This window comes from Spirillospora sp. NPDC052269 (genome assembly GCF_040679435.1).
Classification (GTDB): domain Bacteria; phylum Actinomycetota; class Actinomycetes; order Streptosporangiales; family Streptosporangiaceae; genus Spirillospora.
Window position 1 is genome coordinate 142,435 of record NZ_JBFAUU010000011.1, and the last position, 15,211, is coordinate 157,645.

The 15,211-nt window shown below is 74.3% G+C and carries 8 protein-coding genes; 4 read left to right on the forward strand and 4 right to left on the reverse strand.

Going from position 1 to position 15,211, the window contains the following annotated elements; all coding sequences use genetic code 11:
* Nucleotides 1-313: 313 nt before the first annotated feature.
* Entirely contained in the window at nucleotides 314-691 is a 378-nt protein-coding gene (locus AB0L06_RS24210) for a VOC family protein (RefSeq protein WP_500233342.1), read from the forward strand.
* Nucleotides 692-851: 160 nt separating this feature from the next.
* Here AB0L06_RS24210 and AB0L06_RS24215 read toward each other — a convergent pair whose 3' ends face one another.
* Nucleotides 852-2,270: a nucleotide disphospho-sugar-binding domain-containing protein gene (locus tag AB0L06_RS24215; RefSeq protein WP_500233343.1), complete on the reverse strand. Its 1,419-nt coding sequence runs from the start codon at nucleotides 2,268-2,270 to the stop codon at nucleotides 852-854.
* Nucleotides 2,271-2,455: 185 nt separating this feature from the next.
* On the opposite strand from AB0L06_RS24215, the gene AB0L06_RS24220 reads away from it, so the two are divergent.
* Nucleotides 2,456-4,588: an MMPL family transporter gene (locus tag AB0L06_RS24220; protein ID WP_500233344.1), complete on the forward strand. Its 2,133-nt coding sequence runs from the start codon at nucleotides 2,456-2,458 to the stop codon at nucleotides 4,586-4,588.
* Nucleotides 4,589-4,687: 99 nt separating this feature from the next.
* Here AB0L06_RS24220 and AB0L06_RS24225 read toward each other — a convergent pair whose 3' ends face one another.
* Nucleotides 4,688-6,364, reverse strand: coding sequence for a (2,3-dihydroxybenzoyl)adenylate synthase (locus AB0L06_RS24225; protein ID WP_500233345.1), 1,677 nt, complete (start codon nucleotides 6,362-6,364; stop codon nucleotides 4,688-4,690).
* On the reverse strand, nucleotides 6,361-11,532 hold the full coding sequence (locus AB0L06_RS24230; protein ID WP_500233346.1) for a type I polyketide synthase: 5,172 nt from the start codon (nucleotides 11,530-11,532) through the stop codon (nucleotides 6,361-6,363). The genes AB0L06_RS24225 and AB0L06_RS24230 overlap by 4 nt, the downstream gene beginning before the upstream one ends.
* 189 nt (nucleotides 11,533-11,721) lie before the next feature.
* Between AB0L06_RS24230 and AB0L06_RS24235 the strand changes: the two genes are divergently transcribed.
* Both AB0L06_RS24235 and AB0L06_RS24240 read left to right on the forward strand, forming a co-directional pair.
* On the forward strand, nucleotides 11,722-13,302 hold the full coding sequence (locus tag AB0L06_RS24235) for an FAD-dependent monooxygenase (RefSeq protein ID WP_500233347.1): 1,581 nt from the start codon (nucleotides 11,722-11,724) through the stop codon (nucleotides 13,300-13,302).
* 78 nt (nucleotides 13,303-13,380) lie between these two features.
* Nucleotides 13,381-14,205 carry a transporter substrate-binding domain-containing protein gene (locus AB0L06_RS24240; protein ID WP_500233348.1) on the forward strand — a complete coding sequence of 275 codons (825 nt, stop codon included), beginning with the start codon at nucleotides 13,381-13,383 and terminating at the stop codon, nucleotides 14,203-14,205.
* 36 nt (nucleotides 14,206-14,241) lie between these two features.
* Here AB0L06_RS24240 and AB0L06_RS24245 read toward each other — a convergent pair whose 3' ends face one another.
* Nucleotides 14,242-15,210: a quinone oxidoreductase family protein gene (locus tag AB0L06_RS24245; RefSeq protein WP_500233349.1), complete on the reverse strand. Its 969-nt coding sequence runs from the start codon at nucleotides 15,208-15,210 to the stop codon at nucleotides 14,242-14,244.
* Nucleotide 15,211 lies beyond the last annotated feature (1 nt).

The window sequence follows — 15,211 nt, forward strand, 5'->3', positions numbered from 1 at the left end:
TCGTGGCGGACCCCGCGGCGGCGCTTCTCCCGGAGTGCGGCTCCGGCCTGCGACGGCGATCCGTCCCTGCTGCGGCGGCGATCCGTCCCGGCCTGCGGCGGCGATCCAGTCCGGAGTGCGGCGCTTGCACCCGGAGTGGGCGTTCCTGTGACGGCCGCCGGGGTCGGCGTGGTTTGCTGGGCCCGGCGCCGGTCCGGGCACGGACCGGCGCGCGTGGCGTCCCGCGGACATCCCGAGGACGCCGCGCGTCGCATCACCAGGCGCACCGCCAAGCGCGTCACCCAGCGCATCGCCAAGTGAAAGGACACCCGCCATGGAGCTCAAGCTCGAACTGGTGCCGATCCCGGTCTCCGACCCGGACCGGTCGATCGCCTACTACGAGAAGGCCGGCTTCTCCCTGGACCACGACGTCAACCCGGGCGGCGGCTTCCGGATCGTGCAGATGACGCCGCCCGGCTCCGCGTGCTCGATCGGCTTCGGCTCCGGCTGGGTCGAGACGCCGCCCGGCGCGATCCAGAACCTGCACCTGGTGGTCAAGGACATCCGCGAGGTGCGGAACGCGTTCGTCGAACGAGGTCTGGACATCAGCGAGATCACCGAGATGGGCTCCCCGGGCACGCCCAGCGTCTTCTACGCCTACTTCCAGGACCCGGACGGCAACGGCTGGGCGCTGCAGCAGATGGGCGCCTGACACCCGCAGCTGACATTTGCGGACTGACACCCACGGCTGACACCCACGGCAGACGGCCGCGGATGACATTCGCGGAGGACGGCCGTCCCACGGCGCGTGTGGGACGGCGCGGAAGGGCGGGCCCCTGGCCGGGACGATCCGGCCGGGGGCCCGCCGGGTCTCAGCCGCGCTGCTTGTGCTCGGTGGCCAGCCGCTCCAGGATGGGTACGACGTCGCTCGGGCTCGGGGTGGCGAGCCACTGCTCGTGGACGGACTCCGCGCCCCTGCGGTAGGCGTCGGAGGTCGTGACCTCGAGGATCAGCGCGCGCATCTCCTCGACGGTCTGGGCCCGGTGGTCCAGGCGCGCGCCGGAGCCCTGCGCGATGACGAACTCCGACACCGGGGTGGCCTCGACCTTCTTGGCCGGCAGCTCGAAGACCGGCGGCGGGCCGTCCGCCTCCCGCTCCTCGCGCTTGCCGATCTCCAGGCCGGGCAGGAGCGTGCCGGTCCGCGAGGCGTCGGTGTCCTGGACGGGCTGCAGCATGAGGGACTCGCCCTCGATGTCGCACACCAGGTGCGGCACCTTCGCGGGCACCGCGGCCGAGTAGGTGCCGATGCCGCCGTGGTGGATCATCGCCGAGCAGGTCGGCATCAGGTGGGTGAGGTTCACCCACTCGATCACGCGCACGTTGTCGGGGATCTTCTCCACGTCGTCGAGTTGGAGGCTGTTCAGGGTCGCGACGACCTCGATGTCCAGGCCCTCCAGCGCCTTCATGATCTTGGGTGTGCGGTCCCAGTCGCCGCGGATGAAGCGGCGCGTCGACTCGCCCAGCGACAGCGCCACCCGGGGCCGCTCGGGCTTCTCGTAGAGCCACTTCGGGAAGGTCTGGGCGCCCGCGAAGGGGATGTGGCGCATGTGCACCCGGTTGACCCGGGTGGGCAGCTGCAGCCCGTCCGGGATGGTGTCCACGCTGAACTCGCCGAGCAGGAGCTCCCGGTCGATCTCGACGCCGTACTTGTCGGCCAGCGGACGCATCATGGTCGCGAGCGGGTTCTCGTCCAGGCCCGCCGCCCGGAGGTCCTCGGCGCGCTCGGTGAGCCGGTCCAGGCTGAAGGCGAAGACGTCCTCGCCGTTCACCAGGCGCGCGTGCGCGGCGCCGCAGGCCCGCGCGGCCACCGCGCCGCTCGGCACGGTGACGTCCCACAGGACCAGATCCGGCTTCCAGGAGCGGGCGAACTCGACGAGGTCGGACGCCTCGGAGCGGTCGACCCGGATGTAGTCCGACATCGGGACGAACAGGTACTGGAAGTAGGTGATCCAGTGCTCGCGCTCCCGTTCGGTGAGCCCCAGGATCCGCGCGTACCGGTCGACCTCCTCGGGCGTCTTCGGCGGCTTGGCCTCGTCGGTCAGCCGCACCTCCGCCACGTCGGGGTCGCCGAGCGCGACGGGTGACAGGCCGGTGGTGGTGATCTGCTCCGCGGCGCTGTGGTGCGCCGCCACCCGGACCTCGTGTCCGGCGCTCTGCAGCGCCCACGCGAGCGGCACGACCGGGTAGAGGTGCGCGAGCGAGTTGGGGTAGATCGTGAACAGAACGCGCATCGGTTCTCCTTCGGTCACGGCTCCTCGGCTGCGCACATCGTCCTGCGGGCCGTCCGCCCCGCGCACCTCATGGATTGCTGCGTCCCTCCCGCCGGGGAGGGCGAAGGCCGCGGTGAGTTTCCGGGGGGCGTGCCGTCATACAGAGGAATCCACCCCCTACGTGAGCCTCTCCGAGTGGAGCGTGCATGGACACAGAGAACGGGATCACCCGGTTCGTTTGCGGACGATGGAGCAAGTGGGTCGTCCTGGTGATCTGGCTGCTGCTGACGATGATGGTGGCCGGTCCGCTGGCCGGGAAGCTCACGAGCGCCGAGAACAACGACTACTCCCAGTGGCTCCCGGGGAAGGCGGAGGCCACCCGGGTCCTGGACCTCCAGAAGCGCTTCCAGACCGGCGACGACGTCCCCGCCGTCGTGGTCTACGAGCGGACGTCCGGCATCACCCCGGCCGACCAGGCCAAGGCCGCGGCGGACGCCAAGGCGCTGGCCGGGGCCGACGGCGTGGTCGGACGGGTCACCGGCCCGATCCCCTCGTCCGACGGCAAGGCCCTGCAGACCGTCGTCCCGATCAAGATGGGCAAGGACGGCTCGTCCAAGATCGTCAAGCGGGTCGACGGGGTCGAGAAGATCACCGGCACCGGCGGCGCGGGCATGTCGGTGCACCTCGCGGGCATGGGCACCTACGTGGCCGACACCACCAAGGCGTACTCGGGCCTCAACTCCACGCAGTTGCTGGGCACGATCCTCGTGGTCGTCGTCATCCTGCTGTTCGCGTACCGCAGCCCGGTGCTGTGGATCCTGCCCTTCCTGTGCGCGATGCTCGCGCTGACCGGTTCGCAGGGCTTCATCTACCTCCTGGCCAAGCACGCCGGGCTGACGGTCAACGCCCAGGACACTGCCTTCCTGCTGGTGCTGGTGTTCGGCGCCGGGACCGACTACGCGCTGCTCCTGCTGTCGCGCTACCGCGAGGAGCTGCGGCGGCACGCCGACCGGCACGTGGCGATGGCCGTCGCGCTCCGGCGCGCCGCCCCGCCGATCGTCGCGAGCGCCGCCACCGTCTCGGTCGCCCTCCTCTGCCTGCAGTTCGCGCAGATGAACAACACCGCGGGCCTGGGCCCGGTGCTGGCGATCGGCATCGTCGTCGGCCTGGTCATCTCCCTGACCCTGATGCCGGCCCTGCTGGTCATCCTCGGCCGGTGGATCTTCTGGCCGAGGAAGCCGGAGGTCGGGTCGGCCGAGGTCACCAGCGCCCGGCTGTGGGCGCGGGCCGGGACGCGCATCGCGCGGCGGCCGCGGGCGATCTGGATCGGCACCGCCGTCGTGCTGGGCTTCCTGTCGTTCGGCATCTTCCAGATGCACGCGAGCGGACTGGCGTCCCAGGACGCCTTCCTGGACAAGCCGCGGTCGGTCGTCGGCCAGGAGGTCATCGCCCGGCACTTCGCGGCGGGCCAGAACGGCCAGCCCGTCGTGGTGATCGGCAACGCCTCCGCCGCGACACCGCTGCGGCAGGCGCTGAGCGGCGATCGCGGGATCGCGTCGGTGACCGACCCCGTGGCGAAGGACGGGCTGGTCTACCTGGAGGGCACGCTGAAGGCCCAGCCGGACACGCGGGCGGCGTTCGACACGGTCTCCCGGCTGCGGACGTCCGTGCACGCGATCGGCGGCGCGGACGCCAGGGTCGGCGGCCAGACCGCGCTCACCAAGGACACCAACAGCGCCTACGACCACGACACCCTGCTGCTGATCCCGCTCGTCCTGGTCGCGGTCATGGTGATCCTCACGCTGCTGCTGCGCGCGCTGGTGGCGCCGCTGCTGCTGATCGGGACGGTCGTCCTGTCGTACCTGGCCGCGATCGGGATCAGCTCGGTGCTGTTCCACGACGTGTTCGGGTTCAAGGCGACCGACACCTCGTTCCCGCTGCTGGTGTTCGTGTTCCTCGTGTCGCTCGGCGTGGACTACAACATCTTCCTCATGACACGCGTGCGTGAGGACGCGCGGAAGCTCGGCACCCGGCGCGCGGCCCTGACCGGTCTGACCGCGACCGGTGGCGTCATCACCTCGGCCGGACTGGTGCTGGCGGGCACGTTCGCGGTGCTCACGACCGTGCCGGTGATCTCGTTCATCGAGATGGGCGCGGCGGTCTCGATCGGCATCCTGCTGGACACCTTCGTCGTGCGGTCGGTGCTGGTGACGGCGCTGACGCTCGACATGGGCCGGTTCGTCTGGTTGCCGAGCGGCCTGGCGAAGCGCGAGGACGTCTCCGTCGGCGACGTCGGCGGCGTCGGTGAGATGGACCTGGAGCCCGCCCCCGGAGGGTAGTCGCGCGCCCCGGAAGAGCACCCGGGGCGGCCGTACCCCGCGCGGCCGCCCCGGGTTTCCTCATCCCCGGGGAGTCTTCGTCCGCTCCCCGGGAGCCTTCTATGCGGCGGTTCCCTGGCCGTCCGGACGGGCGGCCGACGGGGCCAGGAGGTCGCGCAGGACGTTCTTGTCGGGCTTGCCCAGTGGGGTGTGCGGGAGGTCGGCGAAGACCTCCAGCCGGTCGGGGTGCTTGAACGCCGCGACGCCCCGCGCGGTCAGGGCCGCGCGGACGTCGGCGAGGCCCATCGAGTGACCCGGGTGGAGCCGGACGACCAGGCACACCCGCTCCCCGAGCACCGGGTCGGGAAGTCCGAGGACGGCGGCCTCGGCCACCGCCGGGATCTCCTGGACGAGCACCTCGACCTCACCCGGTGCGATCTTCTCGCCGCCCCGGTTGACCAGGTCCTTCACCCGGCCGCAGACCACGACCATGCCCTCGGGCGTGATCCGGACCAGGTCGCCGGTGCGGTACCAGCCGTCCGGGGTGAAGGAGACGGCGTTCTGCTCCGGGGCCGCGTAGTACCCGCGCGGCGTGTAGGGGCCGCGGGTCAGCAGCTCGCCGACGCCGCCCTCGGGCACCGGGGTTCCGTCTCGTCCCACCACCATCAGCTCGTCGTACGGGCTGATGGGCGCGCCCTGGGTCGTGTGGGCGACGTCGTCGGGGGCGTCGGCGGGCAGGCAGCAGATCAGTCCCTCGGCCATGCCGTACATCTGCTGGAGCCCGCAGCCGAGCGCGGGTCCGATGCGGGCGGCGACCTCGGGCGACAGCATGGACCCGCCCACCTGGACGTACCGGAGGCTGGACAGGTCGCGCGCCCCGCCCGTCTCCCGTGCCTCCTCCATCCAGCGCAGCGCGATCGCCGGAGTGGCCGAGGTGACGGTCACGCGCTCGGCCTCGATCGCCTCGAACACCGGCGCGGGCCGGGGCGAGGGCAGCAGGACGACCCGTCCGCCCGCCAGCAGCGTGCCGAGGATGCCCGGGTTGGCCAGCGGGAAGTTGTGCCCGGCGGGCAGGGCGGCGAGGTACACGGTCTCCGCGTCGAAGCCGCAGACGCCGGTGATGCGGCGGATGTTGTACTCGTAGTCGTCGTGCGTCCGGCTGATCAGCTTGGGCAGGCCGGTCGTTCCGCCGGACAGCAGGAACAGCGCGGGCTCGGACGACGAGGGCGCCCGCGCGTCCAGCAGGGCCCGGCGCTCGGCGACGCCGCCCCGCCCCTCCATCAGCGGCCGCAGCCCGATGCTCCCCGGTCCGGCCGGCTCGCCCGCTGTCAGCACCAGCGGCGGCGAGGGCAGCCGGGCGGCGACCCGGTGCGCCAGCGCCTCGTGGTCGAAGCCCCGCCACCGGGACGGCACGAACAGCGCCCTGGCCCGGACGTGCCCGGCGATCGAGGTCAGCTCGTACTCGCGGTGCGGCAGCAGCATCATGACCGGGACGAGCCCCAGCCGGAAGCAGGCCATCGTCACGACGACGAACTCCCACGAGTTCGGCAGCTGGACGAGGACGCCGTCGCCCCGCGCGAGCCCGAGACCGGCCAGCCCCTCCGCGAGCCGGTCCGCGCGTTCGGCGACCTCGAGGTAGGTCAGCCGGGTGCCGCCGTCGACCACGGCCGTCCGGTCGGGAAAGCGGTCGGCCGCGTCCCACAGGTAGGCGCCGAGCGGATGTCCGCGCCAGCATCCCGCCTCGCGGTAGGCCGCGGCCACGTCGGCGGGCCACGGAACCATCGGCTCCATCGTCATTGCGTTCCTTCCGGCGCCGGGCCGAGGAGCTCGGCCAGCAGGCCCGCGACGGCGTCGACCGTCGGCCGGTCCCAGAAGAGCGTCGCGGGGAGCGGGACGCGGAACCGCCGCTCGATCCCGCGCCTGATCCGGACGGTCATGACCGAGTCGACCCCCATCTCCGCGACCGGACGGTCGGCGTCCACGTCGTCCACCGAGAGCCGGGTCTCCTCCGCGACCTGCCGCCGCACCTCCTGGACCAGGAACTCGTGCAGCGCGTCCGGTTCGAGGCCCTGCCAGGGGGACTCGGCGGCGGACGGTTCGGACGGCTCCGGCGGCGCGTCGTCGAGGTCGCTCAGCAGCGGCGGCCTGCGGTCGCCCGGCCCGAGCGGGACGGTCCGGAGCACGGCCGCATAGGCCAGCGCGTGCCGGTCGGCCAGCCACCACGCGCTGAACGCCTCGGTGCCGCTGATGTCGGAGGTGCCGCGGGCGGCGAGCTCGGCGTCGATGACGGCCGACGAGGTGGACATGCCCATGCCGCGCCAGGACGTCCAGCCGAAGCTGGTCGTGGCGGTGTCCCCGGCGGCCCGGCGGTGCGCGGCGAGCGCGTCGAGGAAGGCGTTGCCCGCGGCGTAGGCGGCCTGGCCGGGCAGGCCGAGGAGCTGCCCGCAGGAGGAGAACAGGACGAAGTGGTCGAGCGTTCCCGGGGGGAACAGCTCGTGCAGGACGAGCGCCCCCTTCACCTTGGGCCGCATGACGGTGCGCAGCGACTCCTCGTCCAGCGCCCGGAGCGTGCGGTCGTCCAGCACGCCCGCCGCGTGCACGACGCCGCGGATCGGCGGCAGGCCGAGCGCGGCGGGCGACAGCAGCTTCCGCGCGGCCTCGGCGTCGGCGATGTCGAGGGCGACCGTGGCCACGGTGACGCCGAGCCGCTCCATCTCGCGGATCGCCTCGACGCGCGCGGCCTCGGCGGGGTCGGTCAGGTCCGGCCAGGTGTCGCGGGGCGGCAGCGAGCGCCGGCCGACGAGGACGAGCCGCCGCGCGCCCCGGTCGGCGAGCCAGCGGGCGACCTCCAGGCCGAGCGTGCCGAGCCCGCCGGTGATGAGGTAGGTGCCGTCCGGGCGGCAGCTCAGCGGCGGACGCACCGGGTCGCCCTCCAGCAGCCGGAGCCGCGCCACCGACGGCTCGCCGTCGCGGACCACGACCACGTCGTCGCCCGGAGGCGCCGATCCGACGATCTCCACCAGGGCCGGGACGTCCCGGGGCGAGCCGCCGATGTCCACGACCCCGCCCCAGAACTCCGGGTGCTCGCCGCCGATGATCCGGCCGAGTCCCCACAGGGCGCTGTGGCCGAGCGAGCGCTCCTCGTCGCACTCCCGGACGCCCTGGGTCGCGCACCACAGCCGGGCGGGCGCGGCGTGACCGGAGTCCGCCAGCCGCCGGGCCGTCCGGGCGAGCAGCCAGGCGGCGTCGACCGCCGACTCGTCCGGGTCGGCGGACGGGCCGAGCGGCGGGACGACGACGACCGTGTGGCCGCCCGCGAGTTCGGGTCCCCGCAGGTCGTCGGGGGTGGACGCGACCCGGAAGGGGACGCCGGCCGCGCCCAGCCGTTCGCTGATCCGGCCCAGCAGGGCGGTGTCCGGTCCGACGAGGACGACCCGGGTCCGTCCGGTGGCCGGGGTCCGGGGCAGCGGACGCCAGACCAGCTCGTGCACCAGGCGGCGCGGGCTGGTCAGGACGGCGGTGTCGCCCTCCAGGACGCCGTAGCGCAGCCGGTCGAGCCGTCCGACCACGGCGCCGCCGCGGTCCCGGATCTCCACGTCGACCGTGTCCTCGCCCGTCACCCGGACCAGGACCAGGGCCCGCGCGGGACTCGGCCCGTCGAGCGCGACCCGCTGGACGTGCGCGGGCATCCGCAGGACGGGGTCCCCGGAGAAGGCGACCGAGGCGGCCGACAGTGCTGCGTCGAGCAGCGGAGCCCAGGTGGACGGCGCGTCCTCGCCCTCCCCGACCTGGACGGTCACGGCGAGCCGTCCGTCCTCCCGGCGGATCCGCGGCAGCTCCCAGTGGAACCCCATCGCCGCGACGCCCAGCGTGGCGAGCCGGTCGACCACGTACGCGGGCGGCAGCTCCTCACCGGCTTCGGGCGCGGGCCCGCCCGCCGGGAGTGGCTCGGTGCGGGTCTCGACGGTGGCCGTCGTGTGCGTGACCCAGGCCCGGTCGTCGGGGGTGCTGTCGACGATCCGCGACGACAGCCGGAGCATGCCGTCCTGGAGGACGATCTGCACCTCGCGCGGCCGGGTGACCGTGACGGGCACGTGCAGCGCGACACCGGTCAGGGCGACGCCGCTCAGATCGGGCCGTCCGCCCGCGGACGACGCGGCGGTGAGGAAGGTGTTGAGCAGCACCGCGGCGGGCACGATCTCGACCTCGCGCACCGGGTGGTCGCCGGGGTACGGCCGCGTCTCGCGGTCCAGCGAGGTCAGCCAGACCGTGGCGGGCGTGGAGCCGTGGACGTTGGTGCGTCCACCGAGCAGCGTGTGGGACCCGGGGGCGTGCCGCTCGGCCACCCGCGTGACGGCGGCCGTGTCCTCGATCCAGTACGGGCGGTGGCGCCACGGCGACGGGGGCAGGTCGACGGGACGGCCGTCCGGCCACAGCGCCTCCCAGTCGACGGGCGCGCCGTGGCAGTACAGGACGGCGAGGTTCTCCAGCAGGATCCGCCGCTCCGGGCGGCCGCGCCGCATGGTGTGGGCCGTGCAGAGACCGGTCGTGCCGTCCAGCGTCTCGATGATGGAGTGCTCCACCACCGGATGCGGCGCGACCTCCAGGAACATCCGGTAGCCGTCCTCGGCCGCGGCGGCCACGGCCTGCGCGAACCGGACCGTCCCGCGCAGGTTGGCGGCCCAGTAGGCGCCGTCGCGCGGCGCGGTGGAGCGCGGGTCCTCGAGCGCGGTCGTGTACAGCGGGATCTCCGGCGCGCGCGGCGTCAGGTCGGCCGCCGCGGCCGCGAGGTCGGCCAGCAGGGGATCCATGGACGGGCTGTGGAAGGCGACGTCGGAGTCGACCTCGCGCACGGTCACGCCGTCGTCCCGCAGCCGTCCGGCCAGCGCCTCCACCGCCGCCGGGTCCCCGGACACGACCGTCGACCGGGGCGCCGCCGCGACGGCGACGGCCAGGTCCGTCCGGTCGCCGAGTAGTCCGGCGACCTCCTCGGGCGGCAGCGCGACCATGATCATGGCGCCCTGCCCGGCGACCCGCCGCAGCAGCAGCGAGCGGCGGCAGACCAGCCGCGCGCCCTGCTCCAGGGTGAGGACCCCGGCGGTGACGGCGGCGGCGATCTCGCCCACCGAGTGCCCGACGACCGCGTCCGGACGGAGCCCGCCCGCCCGGCAGGACGCGGCCAGCGCGGCCTGCACCGCGTAGATCATCGGCTGCGCGACGTCCACCGGCAGCGGCAGGCTTTGCTCGATGACCTCGGTCGGCGCGAAGCCGATCTCCTCGCGGAAGACGGGGTCGAGGTCGCGCATGACCGCGGCGAAGTCCGGGTCGTTCGCGAGGGACCAGGCGGCCATGCCCAGCCACTGCGAGCCGTGGCCGGAGAACACCCACACCAGTCCCTGCCCGGCCGATCCGGCGGTCCCGGTCGCGGCGGGCGCGCGCAGTCCCTCGGCGAGTCCGGCGCGGTCGGACGCGACCACCGCGGCCCGGTGCGCGAGGTGGGTGCGGCGGCGGGCGAGGGTGTGCCCGAGGTCGCGCAGCGACGCGGACGACGGGTCCTCGACAAGGTCGGCGAGCTCGGCCGTCCGGCGTTCCAGCGTCTCGGCCGACGCGGCCGACACCGGGAACACCCGGAGACCTTCGCCGTCGTCCCCGGTGGAGGCGGGTTCCTCGTCGGCCTCTTCGAGGATGACGTGCGCGATCGTGCCGCCGTACCCGTACCCCGAGACCCCCGCGCGCCTCGGGCCGTCCCCCTCGGACGGCCAGGGCGTCGGCTCGTCCACGACCCGCAGCCCGGCGGTGTCCCAGGGGACGGCCGGGTTGGGATCGGCGAACCCGGGGTTGGGAGGGATCTCGCGATGACGGAGCGCCAGGACGGCCTTGATGAGACCGGCCATGCCCGCACCGGCCTCCAGGTGGCCGACGTTGGGCTTGACCGACCCGATGAGCAGCGGCCGCCCGGCCGGACGGTCCGCGCCGAAGACCTCGGCGAGCGCCGACGCCTCCAGCGGGTCCCCGACGCGCGTCCCGGTGCCGTGGGCCTCCACGAAGTCGACCGTTGCGGGGTCGATGCCCGCGCGCGCGTACGTCCGGCGCAGGAGATGGGCCTGCGCGTGCGCGTCGGGCGCCATGATGCCGTTGGTCCGGCCGTCCTGGTGGACGGCGCTGCCGCGGATGACCGCGAGGACCCGGTCGCCGTCGCGCCGGGCGTCGCTCAGCCGCTTGAGGACGACGACCCCGCCGCCCTCGCCCCGGCCGTACCCGTCGGCGTCCGCCTGGAACGACTTGCTGCGGCCGTCCGGGGAGATCGCGCCCGCCGCGTCCAGGACCCGCGACAGGCCGGGCGCGGCCACCACCAGGACGCCGCCCGCGAGCGCCACCGGGCACTCGCCCGCGCGCAGCGCCTGCGCGGCCAGGTGCACCGCCACCAGCGAGGACGAGCAGGCGGTGTCGATCGCCATGCTCGAACCGCGCAGGTCGAGCACGTGCGAGACCCGGTTGGCGACGGCACAGTACGCGCCGCCGATGCCCGACCACGCCTCGATCCGCGGCAGGTCCTCCAGCAGGCGGCGGCCGTAGTCGTCCGAGCCCACCCCCATGAACACGCCGGCGTCCGTGCCGGCCAGGGAGTGCGGCGGGACGCCCGCGTGCTCCAGCGCCTCCCAGGACAGCTCCAGGATGATCCGCTGCTGGGGGTCCATGAGGGCGGCCTCGCGGGGCGTGATGCCGAAGAAGTCGGCGTCGAAGCCCGCCACGTCGTCGAGGTAGGACCCGCGGCCGGGGGTGTCCCGGACGGCGGCGGCGTGGTCCGGGCCCTGGGCGGCGTACCAGTCCCACCGCCCTTCGGGGAGGTCGCCGGCGGTGACGCGGCCCTCGCGGAGGAGCGTCCAGAACCCGCCCGGCGAGCTCACCCCTCCCGCGAGGCGACAGGCCATCCCGATGACGGCGACGGGTTCGAGTGAGTCCATCAGCCGAGAGCCTTTCCGGACGCTCACCGGGTGGGCCCGGAGAGCGGCCTGAGCACGAACCGGTAGGGGACGATCCCCATGGTCAGTTCGGCCGTTCGGCCCCGGCACCTCGAGAAGTGCGGTGCTCCCGCGGTTCCGGTCGCCGCCTCAGGTGCGGATCATGGGCGGGAGACGGTGAGGGGAGGCGATGTGGGAGTCGGCGAGGTGGCCGCGCCCGGACCGCGGCGGGTGGCGATCGTGGGGGCGGGGCCGGCGGGCCTCTTCGCGGCGCGCATGGCGGGCCTGCTGCTGCCCGGCGCCGAGGTCGAGGTGCACGAGCGCGGCGGGCCGGGGGAGGCGTCCGGCTTCGGCGTCACCCTGTCCGCGCGGACGCTCGGCGGGATCGCCGAGGCCGACCCGGACACGCACCGCCGGATCGTCGCGGCGAGCCGTCCGCTGTCGGGGATCGAGATCGCATTGCCCGGGACGACCCTGCGCTACGACGGCTTCGAGGTGGCGAGCATCTCCCGGCACACGCTGCTGGCGATCCTGCGGGAGCAGGCCGAGGCGGCCGGCGCGCGCGTCCGGTACCGCCGCGCGGTTCCGCCGGACGCGCCGCCCCGCGCGGACGTCGTCGTCCTCGCGGACGGCGCCGCGTCCGCCCACCGCGCCGCCCGCGCGGACGGGTTCGGGACCACGACCCTGACCGGGGCAGCGCGGTTCGTATGGCTGGGGACGGCGGCGCCCTTCGAGGACCGCACGTCCTTCGCCTTCGTCCGGACGCCCCACGGCCCGATGGCCGCGCACTGCTACCCGCACGCCGACGCGGGCGGCACGGTCGTCGCGGAGATGGACGAGGCGACCTGGCGCGCCGCGGGGTTCGCCGAAGGCGCGGACGGCCCGCTCGGCGACGACGAGCTCGGGATGCTCAGCGAGGTGTTCGCCGAGCACCTCGGCGGGCGGAAGCTGGTCGGCGACCGGGCCCGGTGGAGCCGCTTCACCGTGGTGACCAATCGGCGCTGGTCGGACGGCGACACGGTCCTGCTGGGCGACGCCGCGCACACCGCGCACTTCACGGTCGGGTCGGGCACCAAGCTCGCGCTGGAGGACGCGATCGCGCTGGCCTCGGCACTGCGCGCGCACCCGGGCCGGGCGGAGGCGTTCGACGCCTACGAGCGCGCGCGGCGCGGCCCGGTGGAGCGCACCCAGCGGCTGGCCGCGCCGAGTATGCGCTGGTGGGAGACCTTCGGACGGCGACTGGACCTGCCTCCGGAGGAGTTCGGCCTGCACTTCCTGACGCGCACGCCCGCCATGACGTACGGCGCGCTGCGACGCCGGTGCCCGGACCGTCTCGCCGAGGCGGAGACGGCCTTCCGTCGCCGCGCTGGCGACCTCCATCCTGACCACGCCCGGCACGCGGTGGACACGCCGCTCCGCCTTGGCCCGTCCACCCTGCCGAACCGCCTGCTCTCCCTGCCCGCCACGGGCCTGCGCCTGCTCGAACTGCGGTGCCCCGACGACCCGGACTGGAGCGAGAACGACGTCGTCCCGTCCTTCCCGGAAGCGGACGCGATCGTCGTCGGGACGGACGGGCCGTCGTGGGAGGGATGGCACGAGACCGTGCGCTACGCGTCCGCGATCCGGGCCGAGTCCGGGCGGCCGGTCGCGGTCCGAGTGCCGGCCGACTGGCGGGACGGCCCCGGCCTGGAAGCCGACGCGGACTCGTGGTCCGCCCGGATCCACCTGGCGCTGCTCGCGGGCCGCATCGACCTGGTGGCCGTCTCGGGCTGAGCACGCAGGCCGGTGCTATATGGCCCTATGTGGCCGTTCTTCCGGCGCGGATCCGGCGGCGTTGCTAGCGTGCGCGCCATGCGGAGAATGATCACGCCCGGTCTCGCGGCGTGGCTGGCGGCGAGCACCGCCATGACCGGCTGCGTGTCCTTCGCAGGGGCCCAGTCGGGTCTGCTTGCGAAGGGGACCCTGGTCGCCGGGGTACGGCCGGATCTGCCGGGGATCGGCCTGCGCGGGCGGGGCGGCACGTTCGAGGGACTGGACGTGGACGTCGCCACCTACATCGCCAAGGCGCTCGGGAAACGCGTCCGGATCGTCCCGGTGGCGGCGGCCGACCGCGAGCGGCTCCTGCTGAAGGACAGGAGTGTCGACATGATCCTCACGTACTGGGTGCGGGCCGACTGGAAGACGCGGATCACCTTCGCCGGGCCGTACGTGCCGACCTATCAGGACCTCCTGGTCCGCTCCGACGAGCAGCGGATCCGGAACGTGCACGACCTCGCCGGGCGCCGGATCTGCGCGGTGCAGGGCGCGGGCGCGGCCGACCTGGTCGTCAAGGGGCTGCGCGTCCCGGCCGTCCCGGTGCGGACCGACGGGTACGCGACGTGCACCGCGATGCTCCGGGACGGCCGGATCGACGCGATCACCACGAACGACACCATCCTGGCCGGGCTGCGCAACCAGCAGGGCACGGCGTTCCGGCTGCTCGGCGCGCGCTTCGGCGAGCAGCCCACCGGCATCGGCATGCGTCCCGGCGACCCGGACGGCTGCGAGGCCGTCAACAAGGCGATCACCCGGATGTACCAGGACGGCACGATGGCGAAGACCATGCGCCACTGGTTCGGCGGCTCCGGCCTGGACATGTCGGTGGTCGCCGTCCCCCAGTTCGAGGGCTGCCAGTAGGGACGGCGTCCCGTCCAGGCCCTCAGTCCGTGTGTCTCAGGCCGTGGGGGAGAGGAGCACCTTGCCCGCGGCCTCGCGGGACTCGACGGCGCGGTGCGCGGCGGGGGCGTCCGCGAGCGGGTGGACGCCGTGGATCCGGGGCCGCAGCGCGCCCTCGCGCACCAGCCCCAGGACGGCGGCGGCGCGGCGGAGCACCAGGTCAGGGGTGGTGTCGTACCGTCCGAGCGAGGGCTTGGTGAGGAACAGCGTTCCCTGGAGCGCGCCCAGGTCCACCGCCCCGACGGGGCCGCCGGTCTGCCCGTACGACACGAAGGTGCCGCGCGGGCGCAGGCAGGCCAGGCCCTGGTCGAAGGTGTCCCGGCCCACCGCGTCGTAGACCACGTCCACGCCCCGGCCCCCGGTGAGTTCGAGGACGCGTTCGGCGAACCGTCCGTCGGAGTAGTCGACGACGTGCTCGGCGCCCGACTCCGCGGCGGCCTTCGCCTTGGCGGGGCCGGAGGCCGTGCCGATCACCCGGGCCCCGCGGAGCACGGCGATTTGGGAGAGCAGCCCGCCCACGCCACCGCCCGCCGCGAGCACCAGGCAGGTGTCGCCCTCCGCCAGCGGGACGACGTCCGTGGCGAGCATGTGCGCGGTCATCCCCTGGACGAGCGCGGCGACGGCGTCCTCGTCCGTGACGTCGTCCGGAAGAGGAACGAGGCGCCCGGCGGGAACGACGCAGTGCGTGGCGTAGGAGGCCGAGGGCACGGCCCACGCCACACGGAGGCCGGGACGCACGTCCGTGACACCCGGGCCCGTGCGCAGCACCACGCCCGCGCCCTCCATGCCCGGGGTGAAGGGCAGCGCGACCTTGTACGCGCCCGACCGCTGGAAGAGGTCGGTCATGTTGACCCCGGCGACCGTCACCCGCACCAGGACCTCGCCGTCGCCCGGTTCGGGCTCGGCGGCCTCGGCGACGCGCATGACGTCCGGCGCACCCTGCTGCGAGAGGACGATCCGGCGCACG

Excerpts from the sequence above, each read along its gene's own strand:
- AB0L06_RS24210 (WP_500233342.1), top strand. The coding sequence starts at position 314 with ATGGAGCTCAAGCTCGAACTGGTGCCGATCCCGGTCTCCGACCCGGAC.
- AB0L06_RS24215 (WP_500233343.1), bottom strand. The coding sequence starts at position 2,270 with ATGCGCGTTCTGTTCACGATCTACCCCAACTCGCTCGCGCACCTCTAC.
- AB0L06_RS24220 (WP_500233344.1), top strand. The coding sequence starts at position 2,456 with ATGGACACAGAGAACGGGATCACCCGGTTCGTTTGCGGACGATGGAGC.
- AB0L06_RS24225 (WP_500233345.1), bottom strand. The coding sequence starts at position 6,364 with ATGACGATGGAGCCGATGGTTCCGTGGCCCGCCGACGTGGCCGCGGCC.
- AB0L06_RS24230 (WP_500233346.1), bottom strand. The coding sequence starts at position 11,532 with ATGGACTCACTCGAACCCGTCGCCGTCATCGGGATGGCCTGTCGCCTC.
- AB0L06_RS24240 (WP_500233348.1), top strand. The coding sequence starts at position 13,381 with ATGCGGAGAATGATCACGCCCGGTCTCGCGGCGTGGCTGGCGGCGAGC.